The sequence below is a fragment of the Chromohalobacter marismortui genome, assembly GCF_004364315.1.
Taxonomy (GTDB): Bacteria; Pseudomonadota; Gammaproteobacteria; order Pseudomonadales; family Halomonadaceae; genus Chromohalobacter; species Chromohalobacter marismortui.
Genome location: NZ_SOBR01000004.1, coordinates 37,852 through 60,730, shown reverse-complemented (window position 1 = coordinate 60,730; position 22,879 = coordinate 37,852). Strand labels below are relative to the sequence as shown.

The 22,879-nt window shown below is 62.5% G+C and carries 22 protein-coding genes; 13 read left to right on the top strand and 9 right to left on the bottom strand.

Going from position 1 to position 22,879, the window contains the following annotated elements; genetic code table 11:
* The first annotated feature begins 51 nt into the window (after positions 1-51).
* The 4 genes from C8E00_RS09605 to C8E00_RS09590 are packed head-to-tail and all read left to right on the top strand — an operon-like array spanning position 52 to position 2,739.
* The gene (locus C8E00_RS09605) at positions 52-999 is read left to right on the top strand and encodes a VOC family protein (RefSeq protein WP_133697290.1); all 948 of its coding nucleotides are present in this window, start codon (positions 52-54) and stop codon (positions 997-999) included.
* A gap of 4 nt (positions 1,000-1,003) precedes the next feature.
* Positions 1,004-1,396, top strand: coding sequence for a Rieske (2Fe-2S) protein (locus C8E00_RS09600; protein WP_133697289.1), 393 nt, complete (start codon positions 1,004-1,006; stop codon positions 1,394-1,396).
* Positions 1,389-2,090, top strand: coding sequence for a CoA transferase subunit A (locus C8E00_RS09595; RefSeq protein ID WP_133697288.1), 702 nt, complete (start codon positions 1,389-1,391; stop codon positions 2,088-2,090). Before C8E00_RS09600 ends, C8E00_RS09595 begins: the two co-directional genes overlap by 8 nt.
* Position 2,091: 1 nt before the next feature.
* Positions 2,092-2,739 (top strand): CoA transferase subunit B, encoded by a 648-nt coding sequence (locus C8E00_RS09590; protein WP_133697287.1) that lies wholly within the window; start codon positions 2,092-2,094, stop codon positions 2,737-2,739.
* Between the two features lie 91 nt (positions 2,740-2,830).
* Here C8E00_RS09590 and tkt read toward each other — a convergent pair whose 3' ends face one another.
* The 4 genes from tkt to C8E00_RS09570 form a co-directional block, all read right to left on the bottom strand.
* Positions 2,831-4,822 (bottom strand): transketolase, encoded by a 1,992-nt coding sequence (gene tkt / locus C8E00_RS09585; RefSeq protein WP_133697286.1) that lies wholly within the window; start codon positions 4,820-4,822, stop codon positions 2,831-2,833.
* A gap of 25 nt (positions 4,823-4,847) precedes the next feature.
* Positions 4,848-5,804, bottom strand: coding sequence for a transaldolase (gene tal / locus C8E00_RS09580; RefSeq protein WP_133697285.1), 957 nt, complete (start codon positions 5,802-5,804; stop codon positions 4,848-4,850).
* 101 nt (positions 5,805-5,905) lie between these two features.
* Positions 5,906-6,559: a dihydroxyacetone kinase subunit DhaL gene (dhaL, locus tag C8E00_RS09575; protein WP_133697284.1), complete on the bottom strand. Its 654-nt coding sequence runs from the start codon at positions 6,557-6,559 to the stop codon at positions 5,906-5,908.
* 27 nt (positions 6,560-6,586) lie between these two features.
* Positions 6,587-7,579, bottom strand: coding sequence for a dihydroxyacetone kinase subunit DhaK (locus C8E00_RS09570; RefSeq protein ID WP_133697283.1), 993 nt, complete (start codon positions 7,577-7,579; stop codon positions 6,587-6,589).
* A 376-nt stretch (positions 7,580-7,955) separates the two neighbouring features.
* On the opposite strand from C8E00_RS09570, the gene C8E00_RS09565 reads away from it, so the two are divergent.
* From C8E00_RS09565 to C8E00_RS09535, 7 genes are all read left to right on the top strand, one after another.
* Positions 7,956-8,456, top strand: a complete 501-nt coding sequence (locus tag C8E00_RS09565; RefSeq protein ID WP_243833152.1) for an RpiB/LacA/LacB family sugar-phosphate isomerase — start codon at positions 7,956-7,958, stop codon at positions 8,454-8,456.
* Between the two features lie 71 nt (positions 8,457-8,527).
* Positions 8,528-9,508 carry a sugar-binding transcriptional regulator gene (locus C8E00_RS09560; protein ID WP_133697282.1) on the top strand — a complete coding sequence of 327 codons (981 nt, stop codon included), beginning with the start codon at positions 8,528-8,530 and terminating at the stop codon, positions 9,506-9,508.
* 286 nt (positions 9,509-9,794) lie between these two features.
* Positions 9,795-10,895 (top strand): MDR/zinc-dependent alcohol dehydrogenase-like family protein, encoded by a 1,101-nt coding sequence (locus C8E00_RS09555; RefSeq protein WP_279586113.1) that lies wholly within the window; start codon positions 9,795-9,797, stop codon positions 10,893-10,895.
* Positions 10,896-10,985: 90 nt separating this feature from the next.
* Positions 10,986-11,636, top strand: a complete 651-nt coding sequence (locus C8E00_RS09550) for a DUF2291 family protein (protein ID WP_133697280.1) — start codon at positions 10,986-10,988, stop codon at positions 11,634-11,636.
* A 13-nt stretch (positions 11,637-11,649) separates the two neighbouring features.
* Positions 11,650-13,197, top strand: a complete 1,548-nt coding sequence (locus tag C8E00_RS09545; RefSeq protein ID WP_133697279.1) for a sugar ABC transporter ATP-binding protein — start codon at positions 11,650-11,652, stop codon at positions 13,195-13,197.
* A gap of 27 nt (positions 13,198-13,224) precedes the next feature.
* Positions 13,225-14,376, top strand: a complete 1,152-nt coding sequence (locus C8E00_RS09540) for an ABC transporter permease (protein ID WP_133697278.1) — start codon at positions 13,225-13,227, stop codon at positions 14,374-14,376.
* Positions 14,377-14,394: 18 nt separating this feature from the next.
* Complete coding sequence (locus C8E00_RS09535) at positions 14,395-15,351, top strand: D-ribose ABC transporter substrate-binding protein (RefSeq protein WP_133697277.1); 957 nt, start codon at positions 14,395-14,397, stop codon at positions 15,349-15,351.
* A 64-nt stretch (positions 15,352-15,415) separates the two neighbouring features.
* On the opposite strand, the gene fba is transcribed toward C8E00_RS09535, so the two are convergent.
* The 5 genes from fba to C8E00_RS09510 form a co-directional block, all read right to left on the bottom strand.
* Positions 15,416-16,480: a class II fructose-bisphosphate aldolase gene (gene fba / locus C8E00_RS09530; protein ID WP_133697276.1), complete on the bottom strand. Its 1,065-nt coding sequence runs from the start codon at positions 16,478-16,480 to the stop codon at positions 15,416-15,418.
* A gap of 101 nt (positions 16,481-16,581) precedes the next feature.
* Complete coding sequence (locus tag C8E00_RS09525; protein ID WP_133697275.1) at positions 16,582-17,745, bottom strand: phosphoglycerate kinase; 1,164 nt, start codon at positions 17,743-17,745, stop codon at positions 16,582-16,584.
* Between the two features lie 11 nt (positions 17,746-17,756).
* Positions 17,757-18,848, bottom strand: coding sequence for a type I glyceraldehyde-3-phosphate dehydrogenase (locus C8E00_RS09520; RefSeq protein ID WP_133697274.1), 1,092 nt, complete (start codon positions 18,846-18,848; stop codon positions 17,757-17,759).
* Between the two features lie 137 nt (positions 18,849-18,985).
* The gene (locus C8E00_RS09515) at positions 18,986-19,714 is read right to left on the bottom strand and encodes an LrgB family protein (RefSeq protein WP_133697273.1); all 729 of its coding nucleotides are present in this window, start codon (positions 19,712-19,714) and stop codon (positions 18,986-18,988) included.
* Positions 19,707-20,078 (bottom strand): CidA/LrgA family protein, encoded by a 372-nt coding sequence (locus C8E00_RS09510; protein ID WP_341765849.1) that lies wholly within the window; start codon positions 20,076-20,078, stop codon positions 19,707-19,709. Before C8E00_RS09510 ends, C8E00_RS09515 begins: the two co-directional genes overlap by 8 nt.
* Positions 20,079-20,270: 192 nt before the next feature.
* On the opposite strand from C8E00_RS09510, the gene C8E00_RS09505 reads away from it, so the two are divergent.
* Positions 20,271-21,323 carry a class I fructose-bisphosphate aldolase gene (locus C8E00_RS09505; protein WP_133697272.1) on the top strand — a complete coding sequence of 351 codons (1,053 nt, stop codon included), beginning with the start codon at positions 20,271-20,273 and terminating at the stop codon, positions 21,321-21,323.
* 157 nt (positions 21,324-21,480) lie between these two features.
* The gene (gene ubiM, locus C8E00_RS09500) at positions 21,481-22,701 is read left to right on the top strand and encodes a 5-demethoxyubiquinol-8 5-hydroxylase UbiM (RefSeq protein WP_133697271.1); all 1,221 of its coding nucleotides are present in this window, start codon (positions 21,481-21,483) and stop codon (positions 22,699-22,701) included.
* Positions 22,702-22,879 lie beyond the last annotated feature (178 nt).

The window sequence follows — 22,879 nt, the reverse complement described above, 5'->3', positions numbered from 1 at the left end:
AGTGGATGCGCGGCATCCCATAACATCAACAACTCAGCCGACGAGGCAGCTATGCGAATCATGGGACCCGACGAGGTCGTGTTTGGCGTCGACGATGTCGAAGCGTCGAGAACCTTTCTGGTGGATTTCGGACTGGAGGAACAGCGGCAAGCGGATGGCAGCCTGCGTTTCGCCGCGCTGGATGGCACCGCCATCCGCATTCATCATCGAGAGGCGGAAGGGCTGCCCGCTCCGCTGCCGACCGCCAATAGCCTGCGCCAGACGGTGTGGGGCGTGGAGGACCAGGCGGCGCTGGATGCCATCGCCGAGGAGCTCTCGCAGGACCGCGAGGTGCGTGCCCTGACGGGGGGCGGAATCGGTTGCCGGGACGACGTGGGTTTCGAGATCGCTTTCCAGGTCACGGTAAGGCGCCCGCTCGACCTGCCGCCCGAACGGATCAACTCGCCAGGCGCGGCGCCGGGGCGGGGCGCCAACCAAGTCGGTGCCGACGAGAAGGCGCCGGCGTTGCCGAGGACGCTGTCACACGTGGTGTACTTTACCCCGGACATGGCGCGCATGCAGCGTTTCTACATCGACCGGCTGGGCTTCGTGGTCACCGATCATTTCACCAACACCGGTCCCTTCCTGCGTCCCCAGGCCAACGACGATCACCATGTGCTGTTCCTGCTGCAGACACCGGACTACATGCAGGGGCTGGAGCATATAGCGTTCCACATGCAGGGCCCCTCGGAGCTGATGCTGGCCGGCACCCGCATGATCAACAAGGGTTACGAGAGCTTCTGGGGGCCGGGCAAGCACAAGTTCGGCTCCAACTGGTTCTGGTACTTCAACTCGCCGATGGGCGTGCATGTCGAGTACGACGCCGACATGGACAAGCACGACGAGCGCTGGACGGCGCGCGAAGCTCCCTCCAATGCCGAGACGTCCCAGCTGTTCCTGTTCCAGAGCACGCCCAAATGGGCCCCGATGGGAGGCCCGCCGCCAGGCAAGGAGAACTGAGTCGATGGCACTACGCTGGCAGCGTCTCGCCAGGCTGGATGAGATCCCCGTGGGTGAATCGAAGGGGTTCGATCCGCACGGTGAGGGACGGGACAGCCTGTTCGTGGTCCGGACGGGAGAGGCCACCGTGGTGGCCTATCGGAATGCGTGCCCCCACGTGTCGGGGGCACGCATGGCCTGGAAGAAGGACCGATTCATGAGTGGCGACGGCCGGCATATTGCCTGTTTCGGTCACGGTGCCCTGTTTCGACCGGAAGACGGGCTTTGCGTGTCGGGACCGTGTCAGGGGCAGCATCTCACCGCGGTGGAGGTCGCCATTCGGGGCGAGGAACTCTATCTGCGGTTGGATGACGTGTGCCATGAGGGCGCCATGCAACGAGAGTTCTGCAATGGATAAACACTATACGTCGGCCTCGGCCGCGCTCGACGGCCTGATCGAGGATGGCATGACGCTCGCCGTCGGCGGCTTCGGCCTGTGCGGCATCCCCGAAGCGCTGATCGTTGCCCTGCGTGACACCGGCAAGAAAGACCTGACGGTAGCCAGCAACAACGCTGGCGTGGACGATTTCGGCCTCGGCTTGCTGCTGGAGTCGCGCCAGATCCGCAAGATGCTCTCCTCCTATGTGGGCGAGAACAAGGAGTTCGAGCGCCAGTATCTCTCCGGCGAGCTCGAGCTGGAGTTCTGCCCCCAGGGTACCCTGGCCGAGCGCCTGCGCGCGGGCGGCGCCGGCATCGCTGCCTTCTTCACCAAGACCGGCTACGGCACCAGGATTGCCGAAGGCAAGGAAGTTCGCGAATTCGACGGCGAACATTACGTCATGGAGCGCGGCCTGCCGGTCGATGTGGCGCTGGTCAAGGCCCGGGTTGCCGACAAGGCGGGCAATCTGCGTTTCAACAAGACCGCGCGCAACTTCAATCCGATGGCCGCCATGGCCGGCAGGATCTGTGTGGCCGAGGTCGAGGAGATCGTCGAGACCGGCGCCATCGACCCTGACGACGTCCACCTGCCGGGCATCTTCGTGCACCGCATCGTGCATAATCCGACACCGGAAAAACGCATCGAGAAACGCATGCTCAGGGAGGGAAACTGAGATGCCCTGGAACAAGGAGCAGATGGCGCAATGCGCCGCCGGCGAGCTGCGGGACGGCTTCTACGTCAACCTGGGCATTGGCCAGCCCACGCTGGTCGCGAACTACATTCCCGACGGCATGGACGTGTGGCTGCAGTCGGAGAACGGGCTGCTCGGCATTGGTCCCTTCCCCACCGAGGAAACCGTCGACCCCGACCTGATCAACGCCGGCAAGCAGACGGTCACCGCCCTGCCCGGCTCGAGCTACTTCGACAACGCGGAGTCGTTCGCGATGATCCGCGGTGGCAAGATCAACCTGGCGATTCTGGGCGCCATGCAGGTCTCCGAGCAGGGAGACCTCGCCAACTGGATGATCCCCGGCAAGATGGTCAAGGGCATGGGGGGCGCCATGGACCTGGTCGCCGGTGTGCAGCGCGTGGTGGTGCTGATGAGCCATACCGCGAAGGGCGCGCACAAGATCCTGAAAGCATGCAACCTGCCCTTGACCGGTGTCGGGGTGGTCGATCGCATCATCACCGATCTCGGTGTGATGGACGTCACCGACGAAGGGCTGGCGCTGGTCGAACTGGCGCCCGATGTCACGATCGAGGAGATTCGTGAAGCCACCGGCTGCGAGCTGGTCGACCAGCGGGAGACGGCCAAACCTTAAGGAGAGTGGCGGTGTGAGAGCCCGTCCCCGTTGTATGTCGTCGGGCCCTGCAAATGGCGACATGACCTTGGCGGCCATGTCGCCGGGCGGGTCAGTCGAGCAAGGTGCGCGCCTGGTCGAGCACGTTCTCGACGGTGAAGCCGAAGTGGCGGAACAGGTCCTCGGCCTTGCCCGATTCGCCATAGCCGGTCATGCCGATCACGCTGCCGCGAGGGCCGACGTACTTGCGCCAATAGTCGGGATGCGAAGCTTCGATGGCGAGCCGGCGTGTCACCGTGGGTGGCAGCACCGCCTCCTGGTAATCGGCGTCTTGGGCATCGAATGCGCTGGCGCAGGGCATCGAGACGACGCGGACCTGCCGTCCCTGGTCGTTGAGCCGGGCAGCCGCTTCCATGGCCAGACCGACTTCCGAGCCGGTGGCGATGAGGATCAACTCGGGCGTGCCCTCGCAATCGTTGAGCACGTAGCCACCACGTTCGATAGCGGCGAGCTGGGCGACATCGCGTGCTTGCCCGGGAAGCCCCTGGCGAGAGAACACCAAAGCCGTGGGGCCGTCCTGACGCTTGAGCGCCGCCAGCCAGGCCACGCTGGTTTCGGTGGCGTCGCAGGGCCGCCAGGTCGCCAGGTTCGGCGTGATGCGCAAGGCGTTGAGTTGCTCGATGGGTTGATGCGTGGGGCCGTCTTCGCCCAGACCGATCGAGTCATGGGTATAGACGAAGATCACTTGGCGCCGCGCAATGGCGGCCATGCGCACGGCGTTGTGCATGTATTCCATGAACGTCAGGAAGGTGGCCCCGTAGGGTATGAAGCCGCCGTGCATGCTGATGCCGTTCATGATGGCGCCCATGGCGAACTCGCGGACCCCGTAATGCAGGTAGTTGCCGTCGGGCGCCTGGGCCGAGATGGCGCGTGCGCCCTCCCAGATCGTCAGATTCGATGGCGCGAGGTCGGCGCTGCCGCCCAGCAGTTCCGGCAGGCGTGGTCCCAGGTGGTTGAGCACGCCGAGCGAGGCCTTGCGCGAGGCCAGCGTATCGCAGGCGTGCTGGGCGTCTTCGATCAGGGCGCTGCCGCCCAGGTCGCCCGGCAGCTCGCCACGCCAGCGGCGCTCGAGCTCTGCGGCAAGCTCGGGATACGCCTCGGCGTAGCGCGCGAAGCGTTGGTGCCACGCGGCCTCGGCTTGCTGGCCGGCCGCGTCGGCGTTCCAGCCCGCGTAAACCTCGTCGGGGACGTGGAACGGCGGGTGTGACCACTCGAGACGCTGGCGCGCGGCGGCGACTTCATCCTCGCCCAGAGCGGCACCATGACAGGCGCCGGTGCCCTGTTTGTTGGGCGCGCCGAAGCCGATGACCGTCTTGCAGATGATCAAGGTCGGGTGCTGGTCGTCTTGCGTGGCGGCGTTGATGGCGTCTTCGATGGCGGCGGGGTCATGCCCGTCAACGTCGGCGATGACCTGCCAGTTGTAGGCCTCGAAGCGCTTGGCAGTGTCATCGGTGAACCAGCCCGCGACCTCGCCGTCGATGGAGATGCCGTTGTCGTCGTAGATGACGGTCAGCTTGCCGAGCCCCTGCGTTCCTGCCAGCGAGCAGGCCTCGTGGCTGATGCCTTCCATCAGGCAGCCATCGCCGACGAAGCACCAGGTGCGGTGATCGACGATGTCATGCCCGTAGCGATTGTATTGCGCGGCCAGGGTGCGTTCGGCCAGCGCCAAGCCCACGGCGTTGGCCAGCCCCTGACCCAGCGGGCCGGTGGTGGTCTCGACCCCAGGCGTGTAGCCGAGCTCGGGATGACCCGGCGTGCGCGAATGGAGCTGGCGAAACTGCTTGATGTCATCGATGGCCAGGTCGTAGCCGCTGAGGTGTAAAAGCGAATACAACAGCATCGAACCATGCCCATTGGAGAGCACGAAACGGTCTCGGTCGGGCCAGGTCGGGTTGTCGGGGTTGTGCTTGAGATGGTCGTTCCACAGCACTTCGGCAATATCGGCCATACCCATCGGCGCGCCGGGGTGGCCGGAATTGGCGGCCTGCACGGCATCCATCGAAAGAGCGCGAATGGCATTGGCCAGCGTGAAGCGAGAGGGCATCGGTATCTCCTCCAGGAGCGGTGAATCAGTTAGCGAGCCGGTCGGCGATCAAGTCCTCGAGGCAGGCCTGATCGTCGGCGAAGCGCCGAATGCCTTCGGCCAGCTTGTCGATGGCCATGGGATCTTGATTATGTTGCCAGCGGAAGGCGCTTTCTCCGAGGGGCCTGGCGGGTTGTGCTGCGGGGTGCGTAAAGCGGACCTGGGCATCGATGTCACCCTCGCGCGCCTCGAGCGTTTCCAGCAAGGCAGGGGAGATCGTCAGTCGATGACAGCCGGCGAGGGCGAGGACTTGCTCCGGTGTACGGAAGCTGGCGCCCATGACGATGGTGTCGTAGCCACCCCGATCGGCGCGCTCGCAGACCTGGCGCACGAACCGTACGCCGGGATCGTCCTCCGGGGAGAACGTTTGACCGGTTTCTTTCTGATACCAGTCGGTGACACGCCCCACGAAGGGTGACATCAGGAACACGCCGGCATCGAAGCAGGCCTGCGCCTGAGCGTCGCTGAACAGGAGCGTGAGATTGCACTGGATGCCCTCGCGCTCGAGCACCTCGGCGGCGCGGATGCCCTCCCAGGTCGAGGCGAGCTTGATCAAGATACGCTCGCGGCCGATACCCAGTGCCTCGTAACGCGCCACCAACTCATGGGCCTTGCGGATACTGGCCTGGGTATCGAACGAAAGCTTGGCGGCGACCTCGGTGGAGACACGCCCCGGAATGAGTTGGGCAACTTCGCTGCCGATGCCTACCGAGAGCCGGTCGACGATGCGCTCCAAATGGTGGGCGTCATGCGGCGTCTCGGTGCGCTCCTCGCTCAGAATTCGCTCGATCAGTGGCTGATAGCCGGGCAACTCGAATGCCTTGAGGATCAAGGAAGGGTTGGTGGTGGCATCGACGGGGCGATAGCGTTCGATGGCAGCCGGGTCCCCGGTGTCGGCGACCACGTGCGACAGTGCCTTGAGTGAGTCGAGCTGTGAAACCATGGTGTGCTCCGCCGCGATATGCGGGCGTGAAGGCCCTCGACATGCCAGATGGCGTCGGGGGCTAAGAAATGGAGGGGAGCCGAGCAAGCAGCCGCCCGTGCTCAAGCGGCGGCTTTTTCCAGGCGGCGTTCGGTGCTGTCGGCCAAGCGGGTCAGCAGCAGGCAGCACGACACCGCGCCGGCATCCAGGTGGCCGCACGAGCGTTCGCCGAGGCGTGCCGCACGTCCGATCTTGGCTTCCAGGTCGAGCGTCGAATCGCGTCCCTGCTGGGCGCCGTTGCGCAATGCCTGCAGTGCCTGGGGGAAATCCTCCCCGGCGTCCAGAGCATGACGGTAGCCGTCGATGGCGGGCACCAGGGTATCGAGCAGGCATTTGTCGCCGACCTTGGCATCGCTGATCTGCTCGAGCGCTTCGCGCCCATCGGCCAGCATGTCGCCGAAATCCTTGGCATCGAGGCTGTCCTTGTCCTTGATCGACTTGGCCATGCCCATGAAGAGGCTGCCGTACAGAGGGCCCATGGAACCGCCGATCGAGCCCATCAGAGTCGTGGCGAGCGTGCCCAGCGCCTTGGAAAGCGACAACGATTGACCGGCGATCGATTCGCCGCAGAGCCGGAAGCCCTTGGCCATGTTGATACCGTGATCGCCGTCGCCGATCGCGCCGTCGACGTCACTCAGGTATTGACGGTTGTCGACGATGACCTCGACCAGTTCCTCGAGAATTTCTCTGCCTTGAGTCGCGTCCAGAACGTGCATGATGAGTCTCCGTGGTAGCGGTTCCGATCAGCGCTGCGTGATGGCCAGCGAGCGTGCCGGGGCGTCCAGCAGCGGTTTGAGCTCGTCGTCGAGCTTCATCAGCGTGAGCGTGGCGCCCATCATCTCCAGCGAGGTGAAGTAATTGCCGATGTCCGTACGATGCACGCGAATATCAGCAGCTTCGAGCCGTTCGGCGATGTGTGCATAGAGGATATTGAGCTCCATTACCGGCGTGGCGCCAAGCCCCGAGATCAATACGGCCACCTCACTGCCGGCGAAGTCCTGGTCGGCGAGAACAGGGTCGCACATGGCCGCGGCGATAGCCTCGGCACTGGTCAGCGGCGCGACCTCGATGCCTGGTTCGCCGTGGTGGCCGATGCCGAGTTCCATGTGGCCGGGTTCGATCGAAAAATTGGGTTTACCGTTTGCGGGGATGGTGCAGCTACTCAGCCCGACACCGATGCTCGAGCAGGCATCGACGGCTTTCTGTGCCAGTCGGATGACCTCGTCGAGGCTATCGCCGCGGGCCGCCGCCGCGCCGCCGATTTTCCACATCATCACCTCGCCGGCGACGCCGCGCCGCTTATCGCGCTCCGATGCCGGCGCCGAGGCCACGTCGTCGCGTGCGATCACGGTCTTGACCTCGATGTCTTCCATCTCGGCCATCTGCCTGGCCATCTTCACGTTCATGTTATCGCCTGCGTAATTGCCGTACAGGCAGGCGACGCCCTGGCCATGGGGTGCGCAACGAAAGGCTTCGAGGAAGGCATCGGCGGTGGGCGACGAGAAGATCTCACCGATGGCCACCGCATCACACAGTCCGTCACCGATATACCCCAGGAACGCCGGCTCGTGCCCCGAGCCGCCGCCAGTGACGATGCCGACCTTGTCGCTTGGGCTGCCCGGGTACTTGAGAACACGCGGATGGTCGGTGGCGGCAAACAAGCTCGGCGAGGCGCGCAAGTAACCTTTGATGGCATCGTCCACGACGTTGTCGGGGTCATTGATGATGCGTTGCATGGCGTATTCCTCTTGTTCGTTGTTGCCGACGGTGGGGCGTGGCGGCCCGCCACCTCGATGGGCAGTATATAATGATCTTTCACTGAACAGATGTTTAGGCTTGGGCCCCAGAGCTGTCAAGGCATGGCCGGTATCGATATCTGAGACTTTGGTCGTGAATAACAGGCTTGAAAGCGCTTCTTTAAGGTAGAAGTTTGAAATAAAAGATTTTTTATTTCTTTTCCTGGAAGCTGGACAAGAGAGTGGCTCGGGGATTGATATGACTTTTCGTGATCGAGAATTTTACAAATGTTCGGTTAGTGATATTTTGAACATTATCGCGAGCGATCACTGCATGCCGATCGCAAGCGGGAGGACTCATCACGGGAGACGACACATGTCAGACTCAAGCATGGCAGGCCGCGTGCCGACAATGCGTATTGCACTGGGCGGCGACGAGGCCGCGTTCGAGCTCAAGACCTTGCTGATCGAGCACATTCGCGCTCTGGGGTATGAGCCTATCGATTACGGTACCTATAACGCCGAGCCGGTGCTGTATCCCGACGTGGCGGTCAAGGTGGCGCGCGCCATTGACGCTGGGGACGCCGAGCGTGGCGTGCTGGTTTGCGGGACGGGCATCGGGGTGGCGATTTCAGCCAACAAGGTACGCGGTATTCGCGCCGCGCAGGCGCATGACACCTATTCAGCCGCCAAGGCACGCTCCAGCAACGATGCCCAGATCGTGACGCTAGGCGCCCGCGTGGTTGGTCCGGAGTTGGCCAAGGCCGTGGTGACGACCTTCCTGGACACCGAGTTCGGCGGTGGCGGTTCGCGTGCCAAAGTCGAGCGCATCCTGGAGTATGAAAGAGAGGCTTTTCGCGACTCCTCGAGCGTCTGATCGATGAGAGTGCGCTTGTTCGCTGTGGTATCTTGTGCGCATCGTTCGAGCGGACCGTATGAGGCAGTGCCATGAGTGAACGTGTGGAGCGCGCCGATGTCGCGCTGATGACGGAAATCGCCACCTTGTATTACGTCGAGGGGGAGACCCAGGAGGCCATCGCCAACCGGCTGGGGATTTCCCGGGTCAAGGCGGGGCGACTGCTGAAGCGCGCGCATGCCGAGGGCATCGTCGATGTACGGGTGCGCCAGCATCCCGCGGTGAGTGCCGAGCTTGAGCAGGCGTTGATACGCCGCTTCGGTATCAAGCGTGCTCTGATTGCGCTCGATCACGCCGACCCTGACGTTCAGCGGTCCGGTGTGGCCAGCCTGGTGGCCGATCATTTGTCGCGCGAGTTGCACGATGGTTCGATCGTGGCGGTGGGAATGGGGCGTAACGTGGGGGCGGTGGCCGATAATGTCTTCGAGCACGGCGCGCGTAAATGCTCGTTCGTGTGTGCCATTGGCGGCTCATTGCGCGCCGGTGAGTACATGAATCCCGACCATATCTGTCGCCGCCTGGCGATGAAGTATGGCGGCGATAGCGAGACGCTGTATGCGCCAGCGCTGGTGCAGAATCCGGCGCTGCGCGACTCGATGTATGAAAACCCCACCGTACGCCAGACATTGGACCGGGCGCGGCGCGCGGACATCGCCATGATCGGCGTCGGTGATCTCAGCGAGGACAGCAACATGGTGCGCATGGGCTGGTTCACGCCTCAGGAGATCGCCGAGGCGCGGCTCTCGGGAACCGTGGGCGACATGATGGGATATGATTTCATCGACATGCATGGCCGTCCCTCGGAAACGCCCATGCAGGGACGTGTCATTGGCTTGACCATCACCGACCTGGCGCGGATTCCCGATGTCGTGGCCATTGCCAGCGAGAATACCAAGGCGGCGGGGATCCTGGGGGCGCTACGTACAGGCGTCATCGACACCCTGGCCACCAGTGTGACCAACGCCCATACCATTCTGCGTCTGGATGAGGCGACGACCTCGACGGCGAGTTGAAGCAAGATACCGACAAGCCTCGTGAATATCCGTTCATATGAACAGCAATAAATACATGTGAACGGATAGGGTTCGTGATTTCCCCTTGCCTTTCTTATGTGCAGCTTGCAGTCCTCGCCGCAGGCTTTCTTAAAAGTTCTTTATTTTCAATAATTTAAATAGCAATCCTAAAGTATAAGACGAAAAAGTCGCCGACTGCATTGACCTGGCTATACTGAAAAGCGTTAATTCATTTGAGCAACAAGAGATCAAATGATAAATAAGCGCCAGCTCAATGGAGGTCATCATGAACGACGCATCCACCCTGCCTTCCGACATTCCCGACACGATGCGTGCCATCGTCGCCTACGCACCGGAAGATTATCGTCTGGAAACCGTTGCGGTCCCCGAGATCGGAGAGAAGGAAATTCTGGTCAAGGTCGAAGCCTGTGGTATCTGCGCCGGTGACCTCAAGGCGTATGAAGGCGCACCGAGTTTCTGGGGCGACGAAGATCAGCCTGCCTATATCAAAGCGCCAATGATTCCGGGCCACGAGTTCATCGGGCATGTCGTCAAGATGGGCCCCGGCGCGACAGGTTTCGAGGTCGGTGATCGGGTCATTTCCGAGCAGATCGTGCCGTGCTGGGACTGCCGCTTCTGTCATCGTGGCCAGTACTGGATGTGCGAGAAGCACGACGTGTATGGCTTCCAGAATAACGTCAACGGTGGCATGGCCGAGTACATGAAGTTTCCCAAGGAAGCTATCAACCACAAGCTGCCAGACGATGTGCCGGTGGAAAACATCGTGCTCACCGAGCCGTTTTCCTGCTCGATGCACGCAGTGGAGCGAGCGCAGATACAACTGGGAGATATCGTGGTGCTCTCCGGCGCAGGAACGTTGGGGCTAGGCATGATCGGTCCCGCCAAGAAATCCGGCCCCGCCAAGCTGGTGGTGCTTGATCTGCACGGCGAGCGCCTGGAGCTGGCCAAGAAGTTCGGCGCCGACATGGTGCTCAATCCGAGTGAGGAAGACGTTGTCCAGATCGTCAAGGACATGACCGACGGCTATGGCTGTGACATCTACATCGAGGCGACCGGTGCGCCCAAGTCCGTGGAGCAGGGACTGGCGATGTTGCGCAAGCTGGGCCGCTTCGTCGAGTTCAGTGTGTTCAAGGATCCAGTGACAGTCGATTGGAGCATCATCAGTGACCGCAAGGAGCTGGATGTGCTCGGTTCGCACCTGGGACCTTACTGTTATCCGCATGTCATCGAGGGCATCGAAAGCGGTGACTTTCCCACCGAAGGTGTGGTGACCCACAAGCTGCCGCTGGCGGATTTCCACAAGGGCATCGAGCTGATGAAACACGACAGCAGCGCACTCAAGATCATTTTAATGCCCGGTGCGTGATGATGTCGCGTGTCCTGCGTGACGGTCATGACCGTGATCCGGCGCAGAACTTGAACACTATTCATCAGCGACGCCAGGGGGCGCTTTATCATGACTTCACATACGGCTGTGATGCCCACTAAACAATGGCGAAAAAGACGCGGCAGGGCGGTGATGATCAGCGTTGCGGTCGTCCTGCTTGCCGTCATGGCCTGGGATACCACGGTGGTGCCGATCGAGGCGGAAGAGGAGAGTGGAGCCTCGAAACTGGCGCAATTCGCCGAGGAGACGTTTCCCGAGATTCGTCGCTATGTCGAGGAAAATGCCGTCAGTGTCGGCAAGTTGGCGAGTGCCATCGAGAAAGACAAGAGTGCTGCCGCTGAGCGATATGGTGTGCCATCGGGCATCGGTTCCATTATTCCGGTGACCGTTACCGGAGTCGTCGGCAAGGGAGAGTCGGGCACGTATGAAATCAAATCCGATGAGGTGCCGGACGATGTGACGATTCGTGTTCAGACGGGCCCTGCTATCTATGGCACAGCATTACGCGATGCCACGGGGAAGATCGAGTTCGGTCAATTCAAGAATCAGATCGAATACCAGAATGCGGGATCCGCTCTGAACAATGCCATGAAAGCCCAGGTTCTATCGGATATCGATACACAGAGTCTTAAAGGAAAGACCGTAACGGTGAAGGGCGTTTTCCAGTTGATCAATCCCGCTAACTGGCTCATTACGCCGGTTGCGTTTGACGTTAAATGAGCCGGGGTGAGCGATGAACGAGCAGGCAGTTAGCCAAGACGCGGCGCTGGGAAGGGTGATTCTTTCAGCGCACAATATCGCCAAGTCCTTCGGTAACGTTCATGCCTTGAAGAATGTCAATTTCGATGTTCATTACGGACAGGTGACGACACTTTTCGGTGAGAATGGTGCGGGGAAGTCGACGCTGATGAAGATCCTCTCGGGTGTGATGCAACCATCCTCGGGGGACATCATTCTCGAGGGCGAACCGGTTCACTTCTCGTCGACCACGGAAGCACAGCGCCAGGGGATATCGATCATTCACCAGGAGCTCAGCCTCGCGCCCAATTTGAACGTGCGCGATAACGTTTTCATGGGCCGTGAAATCGTCGGCAAGGGCGGCGTCGATTACGCGGAGGAGGCGCGTCAGACGCGCCAGCTCATGGAAGAGCTGGATGAACCCATCGACCCACTCACGCCTGTGGAAGATCTGCGTCTTGGGCAGCAGCAGATCGTCGAAATCGCCCGTGCGCTTTCCGTGGACTCGCGCATTCTGATCATGGATGAGCCGACCTCGGCGTTGAGTGCCTCCGAAGTCGAGGTGCTGTTTCGCGTGATCCGTGACCTGAAAAGCCGGGGCGTCTCGCTCGTTTATATCTCCCACCACCTCGAGGAAGCCCTGACCGTTACCGATCATGCCGTGGTATTGCGCGATGGGGCGATGACGGCCTATGCCCGCCGCGAGGACATCGACCTGGAATGGATCGTGCGCAATATGGTGGGGGACAACTTCGATCTCGGTTCTCCGCCGGATGGGTATGCGATGGGAGAAGCTGTCTTATCGCTAGAGGGCATCACCGTCCCGGATGCGTCGGTCCCTGGGCGAGCCGTTGTCGATGACGTGTCGTTGAGCGTGCGCGCTGGCGAGATCGTCTGCATTTATGGGTTGATGGGAGCAGGCCGTACCGAATTGCTCGAAAGCGTGGCGGGGCGTGGCGAGATCAGCGCGGGCCGGGTTCTGCTGCATGGTGAGGATATCACGCGGCTGAGTATTGCCGAGCGTATCGAGAACGGCCTGGTGCTGGTGCCGGAAGATCGTCAGCGCGATGGTCTGGTGCAGACGATGTCGGTGGGCGAAAACCTCTCGCTTGCCAGTATCGGTGCCTTTACCAAGGGGCTGCTGACCTCGCGAGGACGTGAGCGTCAGGTGGTGCAGGCGTCGATCAGCAATGTTCATATCAAGACCGATGGTGCGGCGGCCTCCATTGGGTCGTTATCCGGCGGCAACCAGCAGAAAGTCGTGATCGGCAAGATGATGGCGACGCATCCCCGGGTGGTGCTGCTCGACGAGCCCAGCCGAGGGATCGATATAGGCGCCAAGGCCGAAGTTTTCAAGCTGCTTAGCGAGGGGGCGGCGCAACAGGGTCTGGCGGTTGTGTTCTCGACCTCGGAAGTCGGCGAATGCCTGAGTATTGCTCACCGTATCGTGGTCATGAGTCGTGGCCGGGTGGCGGCAGAATTCGGTGCCGACGCCACTAAAGAAGAGATTATGGCTGCCTCGGGCGAGGCCGTGGTCGCTTGATCCACTTATAAAGCGGAGATAATCACAATGTCTGATGTCAGCCAAGATAACGACAATGAGCGCGGCACACTATTCGGTGGCGGTGTCGATATAAAGCGTGCGCTTCTGGAAGGGCGTGCGTTCTTCGCCTTGATCGCGATCATCATCATTTTTTCAATTCTTTCTCCTGTCTATTTCTCGGTCGACAATTTCCTGACCATGTCGTCCCACGTTGCCATTTTCGGGTTGCTCTCTCTGGGCATGTTATTGGTCATCCTGACGGGCGGTATCGATCTCTCCGTGGGGTCGACGCTTGGATTGGCAGGCGTCTTCGCGGGCTTTCTGATGCAGGGCGTTCCCTTGGAAATGTTCGGTTTCGTCGTTTATCCCCCGGTTTGGGTGGTCGTCATCCTGACCTGTGCCATGGGCGCATTCGTGGGTGCCATCAATGGTGTCCTTGTCGCCTACTTCAAGGTGCCGGCATTCGTCGCGACGCTGGGCATGCTTTATGTGGCGCGTGGTGTCGCGTTGTTGATGACCGATGGTCTGACCTACAACAACCTCGAAGGGAGCGAGGCCCTGGGCAATACCGGGTTTGCTTGGCTCGGCTTCAATGAGTTATTGGGCATCCCGATCAGTGTCTTGGTGATGGTGGCCGTCGCGATCATGGCCATGCTGGCGCTTTCGCGTACGCCCTTTGGGCGGTGGGTCTACTCCACGGGTGGTAATGCGCGAGCGGCGGAACTCTCCGGGGTCCCGGTCAATCGCGTCAAGGTCTCGGTTTATGTGCTGTCCGGGATTTGTGCCGCCATTGCCGGGCTGGTGTTGTCCTCCCAGCTTACCTCGGCCGGGCCCACCGCCGGTACGACCTATGAGTTGACCGCTATTGCCGGTGTGGTCATAGGCGGCGCGGCGCTCGCCGGGGGACGGGGGTCCGTGCGCGGCACTCTGCTCGGGGCTTTCGTGATCGGTTTTTTATCGGATGGTCTCGTCATCATCGGCGTCTCTGCCTACTGGCAGACGGTCTTCACCGGTGCCGTCATCATCCTGGCCGTGATGCTCAACAGTATTCAGTACAGCAGTCGGAAGGCCAGCAAGCCTGCTTCCGATGGCACGACGACTTCACCGCAACCGGAAGGCGCTACCGAGCGCTCGACGGCGACGGGAAGCACGACCGGTAAAGCCGGTGCACAATCATAAGAGTAAAGGTGGTCCATTATGTACATGAAAGGAAAACGCCTGCTGATAGCAATGCTCGCCGTAAGCGCGGCATTGTTCACCGGAGGAGCCCTGGCGCAGGACAAGGGGCTTATCTCGATCATCGTCAACGACACCTCGAATCCCTACTGGTTTACCGAGGGTAAGATCGCCCGAGAAACAGCCGAAGAATTGGGTTATGAAGCCAATGTGAATTCGCATAAAGGCGATACCAATACCGAGAGCAATCAGGTCGACACCGCGATCACCAATCAGGCGGAGGCCATCATTCTTGATCCCGCCAATGCCGACGGCTCCATCGGGGCAGTACGCAAGGCCGTTGAGGCGGGCATTCCGGTGTTCATCATCAACGCGGAAATCAACCAAAAGGGGCTGGCCAAGGCACAACTGGTTTCCAACAATGCCCAGGGGGCGGCAATGGGCGCTCAGCAGTGGGTTCAGGCCGTGGGAGATTCGGCCAAGTACGTGGAACTCAAGGGCGCGCCGTCGGATAACAATGCCGCGACGCGTTCCAATGGCTATGAGACAGTGCTGAGTCAGTACCCGAATCTTGAGAAAGTGGCCTCTGAAGTGGCCAATTGGGACCGTACCCAAGGGTATAACAAGATGCAGAGCATGCTTCAGGCCCATCCTGACATCGATGGCGTGATCAGCGGCAACGATGAAATGGCGCTGGGCGCCATCGCCGCCCTCAAGCAGGCAGGCAAGCTAGACGAGGTCGTGGTCGGCGGCTTCGATGGCTCGCCCGATGCAGTGGAAGCAGTCAAGGCAGGCGAAATGGCCTATACGGTCCTGCAGCCGGTGGCGATTTTTTCTGAAATGGCGGTTCGTATGGCGGATAAATTCATCCGTACCGGTGAGACCGGCATCGACGGCGAGAAGAAGCTCTTCGACTGCATTCTCATCACGCCGGAGAATGTCGATCAGTACACCGCTCCATTCGTGCTCAAGCAGTAACCCTTCCCTGAATTACTTGAGAGCGCCAGCGGCGCTCTCAAGTCTCTCCCGGCCTCTAAGGGCCTTATGACACCTGCGGTGTCAGCTCACCGCTTGCGTAACGCTCGAACATGCGCTCGAGGTTGAGCGGGGCGATCTTGCTGGCCTGTCCGGCGGTGCCGAAGGCCTCGAAGCGTGCGATGCACACATCGCGCATGGCGGTGACGCTTGCCTTGAGGAACTTGCGCGGATCGAATTCGCTGGGGTTTTCGGCCAGGAAGCGGCGCACCGCGCCGGTGGAGGCCAGACGCAGGTCGGTGTCGATGTTGACCTTGCGCACGCCGTGCTTGATGCCTTCGACGATTTCTTCCACCGGCACGCCGTAGGTTTCGGGGATCTCGCCGCCATGGGCGTTGATGACTTCCAGCCATTCCTGCGGCACGGAGCTGGAACCGTGCATCACCAGGTGCGTGTCGGGAATGCGGGCGTGGATCTCCTTGATGCGCTGGATGGAGAGGATGTCGCCGGTCGGCGGCCGCGTGAACTTGTAGGCGCCGTGGCTGGTGCCGATGGCGATGGCCAGGGCGTCGACCTGGGTGGCGGCGACGAACTGGGCGGCTTCCTCGGGGTCGGTCAGCAGTTGGCTGTGATCCAGCGTCCCTTCGGCCCCGACGCCATCTTCCTCACCGGCCTGGCCGGTCTCCAGCGAGCCCAGGCAACCCAGCTCGCCTTCCACCGAGACGCCACAGGCGTGCGCCATTTCCACCGCGCGACGGGTGACGTCGACGTTGTAGGCATAGTCGGCGGGCGTCTTGCCGTCTTCCATGAGCGAGCCGTCCATCATCACCGACGAGAAGCCGAGCTGGATGGAGCGCTGGCATACGCCGGGGCTGGTGCCATGGTCCTGGTGCATGACCACCGGGATGTGCGGAAACTCTTCCACGGCGGCCTGGATCAAGTGACGCAGGAAGGGCGCGCCGGCGTATTTGCGAGCGCCCGCGGAGGCCTGCACGATCACCGGCGAGTCGGTGCGGTCGGCGGCTTCCATGATGGCGCGCATCTGTTCCAGGTTGTTGACGTTGAACGCGGGCACGCCGTAGGCGTGTTCGGCGGCGTGGTCGAGCAGTTGACGCAGGCTGATCAGAGCCATGGGGAGTGTGATTCCTCTAGAAGTACAAGGCGGCCCGCAGGCCGCCGATCGTGACGTAGTGGTTCGAGTAGTCGTTGCAAGTAGTAGCGTAGTGAGCCGGATTACCGGGAAGCGGCTTCGAGGGCCGCCACGGCCGGCAGTGGCTTGCCTTCCACGTATTCGAGGAAGGCGCCGCCGCCGGTGGAAATGTAGGAGACATCATCGGCGACGCCGTACTTGTCGATGGCCGCCAGGGTGTCACCGCCACCGGCGATGGAAAACGCCGCGCTGGCGGCGATGGCGCGCGCGAGTGCTTCCGTGCCCTTGCCGAACTGATCGATCTCGAACACGCCGACGGGGCCGTTCCACAGGATGGTGCCGGCGTTTTCGAGCAACGTGGCGAAACGCTGGGCGGTATCCGGGCCGATGTCGAGGATCATCTCGTCGTCACCGACCTGGTCGACCGGTTTCACCGTGGCCTCGGCCTGCTCGGAGAATTCGGTGGCGACCACCACATCGGAAGGCAGTGGAATATCGACCTTGGCCATGAAAGCCTTGGCCTGACCGACGAGGTCCGCTTCATGCAGCGACTTGCCGACGTTGTAGCCCGCCGCGGCGATGAAGGTATTGGCGATGCCGCCGCCAACGATCAACTGGTCGCACTTTTCGGACAGTGCGGTGAGCACGTCGAGCTTGGTGGACACCTTGGAGCCGCCGACGATGGCCAGCATCGGGCGTGCCGGCGTGGCCAGCGCCTTTTCCAGCGCGTCGAGCTCACCCGCCAGCAAGGGACCCGCGCAGGCGGTGGGGGCGTAGCGGGCCACGCCGTGGGTCGAGGCCTGGGCGCGATGGGCAGTACCGAAGGCATCCATCACATAGACGTCGCAGAGGGCGGCGTAGGTCTTGGCCAGCGCCTCGTCGTCCTTCTTCTCGCCCTTGTTGTAGCGTACGTTCTCGAGCAGCACGATCTCGCCGTCGGCGATCTCGACGCGGCCGTCGAGATAGTCCTTTTCCAGGCGTACCGCGCGTCCCAGCAGCTTGCCGAGGTGCGTCGCCACCGGAGCGAGCGAGAACTCGTCGGCGGGCTCGCCTTCGGTGGGGCGGCCCAGGTGACTCATCAGCATCACCCGGGCGCCGGCGTCGAGCGCGGCCTGGATGGTCGGCAGGCAGGCGCGCAGGCGCGCGTCGCTGGTGACTTGGTCGCCCTTGATGGGGACGTTGAGGTCTTCACGAATCAGTACACGTTTTCCGGCGAGATCCAGATCGGTCATCTTGCGCACGTTCATGGGCGTGTTCCTCACTTGGATGAAGGGATGTCAGACGACAACGGCGATGTCGAGGGCGCGGCGCGTGTCGGTGTGGCGGGAGCGGGCTGGGCGGCAAGCGCCAGCCAGTGCGTCGCCACATCGAGCATGCGATTGGCGAAGCCCCACTCGTTGTCGAACCAGCACAGCATCTTGATCAGATGGCTGCCGGCCACGCGGGTCTGGGTGGCGTCCACGATACCCGAGCGCGGATCGTGGTTGAAGTCGACCGACGTCACCGGTTCCTGGGCATGGCCGAGCAAGCCGTGGAGACGCTCGTGACTGGCGGCCTGCAACAACGCGTTGACCTGCTCGGCCGAGGTGGCCTCGCGCACCGAGAGCGCCATGTCCATGGCCGAGACGTTGATGGTGGGCACGCGCACGTGCAGGCACTCGAAGCGCCCCGCCAGGTATGGCATGAGGCGCTCGATGCCGCGTGCCAACCCGGTATCCACGGGAATGATCGAATGCATGGCCGAGCGCGTCAGGCGCAGGTCGGTCTTGTGATAGGCATCGATCACCGGTTGGTCGTTCATCGCCGAATGAATGGTCGTGGTCACGCCATGCTCGAGCCCCAGCGCCTCGTCGATCACCGTCAACAGTGGTACCAGGCAGTTGGTGGTGCAGGACGCGGCGGAGACGATACGCATCTCGGGACGCAGCTCGGCGTCGTTGATGCCATGCACGATGGTGGCGTCGACATCGGCCTCGGCGGGCTGCGAGAACAGCAGCCGCTGAGCGCCGGCGGCGATATGTTGCTCGGCGGTGGCGCGGTCCTTGAAGCTGCCCGAGCATTCGAGCACCAGGTCGATGCCAAGTGCCGCCCAAGGCAGCTTTGCAGGGTCGGGCTCGGAGAGCACGCGGATGGCGTGATCGTCGATGACCAGTGCGCCGTCGCGGGTTTCCACCTGGCCGGGAAAGCGTCCATGGGTAGTGTCGTAGCGTGTCAGATAGGCGATGGTATCGAGATCGGAAAGCTCGTTGATGGCCACCACGACCAGGTCAGTCGCATGGCGTTCGATGAGGGCTCGCAGGACACATTGGCCGATACGGCCGTAACCATTGATGGCGATGCGATAGGACATGGACAGACGCTCGGGAGCCCCGCTTCGAAGTGAAACGCCGATGTTAGCGCAGTTACGCCCTGCTTGCCCAAGGCCGCGTGATGTTGGCATGACATGACACGATTCAGCTTGGGCGTTCATGTCACTGCAGTGAGGGCCTACCCGACGAAATGCCACATCAACGGCAGCCAGAGCGCCGTGAATACGCCCGTCAGGCTCATGCCCAGCGAGGCGAAGGCGCCGGCGGTGGGCCCGATCTCGAAGGCGCGTACGGTGCCGATGGCGTGGCCGTTGACGCCCAACGCGAAGCCGATGATGCGCTCGTCTTTCAGTCGCCAGCCACGGGCCATGACGGTAATGCCCAGCGTGGCCATCACCCCGGTGATGAGCAAGGCGCCCATCAGCAGGGAAACCGAGCCGCCGAGCGCTTGCGTGATACCCATGGCGATGGGCGCGGTCACCGACTTGGGAGCGAGCGATGCCAGAACCTGGGGCGACGCATTCAGCAACCAGGCGATGCCCACCGCATAGCCGGCCGCAAGCATGGCGGCGGGCGGCAGGGTGAGCGCGATCGGCTTCCACAGCGCCCGAATGTGATGCACTTGCTGATAGAGTGGTACGCCCAGGGCCACGGTGGCGGGGCCCAGCAGCCAGGTCAGCCATTCCACGCCCTGTCGATATTCCGCATAGTCCAGTGGCAGCAGCGCCAGGCACAGGGCGAGCAGGCACGAGGCCAGCAGAATCGGCGGACACCAGGCAGGGGAGCGCAGCCAGGCGAACAGGCGCAGGCCGGCGAAATAGGCCGCCAGGGTCAGGACGATGGCGGTTTCCGTACGCTGAGGAAGCTCGCCGGCCAGAGACTCGAGACGAAGTAAAAGCTCACTCATGGGCATTGTCCCGCGTATCGGGGACGAGGCGCCGCATCAGCCACAGCGTGGTCCACGAACTGAGCAGCGTGCCCGCGATCAAGGCAATGAAGATCGTCGGCCATTGTCCGGCGAATTCGCCCGCTTGAAAGAAGATGCCCACCACGCCGGGCATGATGAGTAGCGCCAGCATGCCGATCAACGGTTGGCTGGCGGCAGTCAGATCGTGGCTCAGGTGGCGACGCAGCAAAAGCCAGAAGGTGAGCAATAACATACCGGCTACCCCGCTGGAGAGCGGGATCGCAAATAGTCTGACGAGGATGTCGCCGAGCAGCAGGAACGCTGCCAGGCCGAGAAAACCACGCAGGATGGACAGCATGCGCATGAGGCCCTTGCATGTCAGGTGTCGGAGCTTGATGCGTATCATACCAGAGCGCGACGTGGCGCTCGGGCATCACCTTTGCGCTTACGCGGCGCGCGTGAATTGCTATGCTCCACAGGCATGTGCCAGCCTGACGAGCGTGTCGGCTGCCACGCCGTGCTTATAGCCAGGCTTGGATGACAGGGAGGAAGCTAGATGACCGATATCGCAAGGTTCTTGGGGGCTGAGGCGGAAACGCTGCTGGAGCACCAATGCCAGACGTTTCGCAAGGAAGATTTATACCTGCCGGGGCCGGATTTCATCGATCGGGTAATGTCGGAAAACGACCGTCGCCCGCACGTGCTGCGCAACATGCAGACGCTTTACAATCATGGACGTCTGGCCGGTACCGGCTACCTGAGCATTCTGCCGGTGGACCAGGGCATCGAGCACTCCGCCGGGGCCTCGTTCGCGCCCAATCCGCTTTATTTCGATCCCAAGAACATCGTCGAGCTGGCCATCGAGGGTGGCTGCAACTGCGTGGCCTCGACGCTGGGCGTGCTGTCTTCGGTGGCGCGCCGTTATGCGCACAAGATTCCCTTCATGCTCAAGCTCAATCACAACGAGACGCTGACCTATCCGGCGATCTATGACCAGACGCTATTCGCGCAGGTCGAGCAGGCGCATGACATGGGCTGCGTGGCGGTGGGGGCGACCATCTACTTCGGTTCGCCCGAGAGCCGACGTCAGATTCAGGAAATCAGCGAGGCCTTCGAGCGCGCCCATGAGCTGGGCATGGTCACCGTGCTGTGGTCCTACCTGCGTAACCCGGCCTTCAAGCACGAGGGCACGGATTACCATGTCGCCTCGGACTTGACCGGCCAGGCGATCCACATGGCGGCGACCCTCAAGGCGGATATCGTCAAGCAGAAGCTGCCGGAGAACAACGGCGGTTATCGTGCCGTCGGCTTCGGGCATACCCACGACAAGGTCTACGACGCGCTGACCAGCGACAATCCCGTGGACCTGGCTCGCTATCAAGTGGCGAACTGTTTCATGGGGCGCGCCGGGCTGATCAACTCCGGTGGCGGCTCGAAGGGGCATTCCGACCTGGGTGAAGCCGTGCGTACGGCGGTCATCAACAAGCGCGCCGGCGGCATGGGCCTGATTTCGGGGCGTAAGGCGTTCCAGAAACCGATGAACGAAGGCGTCGAACTGCTCAACGCCATTCAGGACGTCTACCTCTCCGCCGAGGTCACCATCGCGTAATGCGTGGCGGCTTTCCCGATGACGGCCCGGCCTTGCCGGGCCGTCGTGCGTTTCGGTAAGGTCGCGACCCATTGTCACGCCTGTGTCGCGCGCGCATCGTGCCGATTATGATGGCGACGTGCCCGAGCGGGGCACGCTCATTCGACGTGGAGGGCGCATGTCGCAACCTGCCGGAGGTAGCGCGATCAAGGATGTCGTTGGCGAGGACGTCGTGACCCGGGATGTCGCCATCGTCGGCGCGGGGCCGGTCGGGCTGTGCCTGGCGCTGGAGCTGGCGGCGCTTGGCCTGACGGTGACGGTGATCGATCGGGCGCCGTGGGAAGCGCTGGCATCGCCCGACGACGATGGCCGCGAGATCGCCCTGACGCATGCCTCGCGCGGGCAACTGGCGGCGTCGGGCGTCGCGATTCCCGAGGACCGCATGGCGCCGATTCGCGAGGCGCGTCTCTACAACGGCGATCCGCCCCATGGCATGACGCTGGCCAGTGCGCGGGGCGAGGCACAGCACGGCATCGGCCAGCTCGTCGCCAATCACCTCATTCGGCGCGCCGCGTTCGAGGCGGTGCGAGGTGACGAGCGTATCGAGCTCATCACCGGGCACGGTGTGCAAGCGCTGAACGGTGGCGCCGACTGGCGTAGCGTGCGGCTCGATGACCAGCGGGAGATTCCCGCACGCTTGGTGGTGGCCGCGGACGGGCGTCTCTCGGTCACCCGCCGTCTGGCGGGGCTCTCCGCGCAGGTTCACGATACCGGTCAGCGTTTGCTGGTACGCCGCATGGCGCATTCGCGCCCCCACCGGCAGACGACGTGGTCATGGTTTCACGGCGAGCGCGGCCTGGCGTTGCTGCCGCTGGCAGGGGACAGCGCGTCGTTGGTGATGACGCTGCCCCCGCATGATGCCGAGCGACTCAAGGCGTTGTCGCCGACGGCGTTCGCGACCGAGGCGACACGGCTTTACCGGGGCTGTGTGGGCGAGATGACGTGCCTCGATGCGCTGCACGATTATCCGCTCACGGTCAGCCACGCCGATCGTCTGGTGGCCGATCGCGTGGCCCTGGTGGGCGACGCGGCGCTGGGCCTGCACCCGGTCACGGCGCATGGCTTCAATGTGGGGTTGGCCAGCGTACGTCGCCTGGTCGAGGCGCTGGCGAGTCACGCCGGGACGACGGCAGATGTCGGCGCAGCGACGGGACTGGCGAGCTACGCGCGTCACCACCGGCGCGCGATCGTCCCGCTGTGGCATGCCTCGCGTGCGCTGGTGGCGTTGTACGGCGATACGCGTCCCCCGGCGCGTCTGGTGCGTCATTTGGCCCTGGGCGCCGCGCGTCGGGCCGGGCCGCTGCAATGGCTGATGGAAGGCTATCTGGCGCGGCACTGAGGCATCTTACCCACCTGCCGGGCGGCTGGATGGCGATGGGGTGCGACGCGTACCGAATTTCCACGCCACCGTCAATATCTATGCGAACCTTCCAGTTTGTACTACCATATGTGGTGTATTGAGACGCGGTGCTCGAGAGGGCGGCGCGTCGTCCCTGATCGATTGTTTTTTGTCTTAT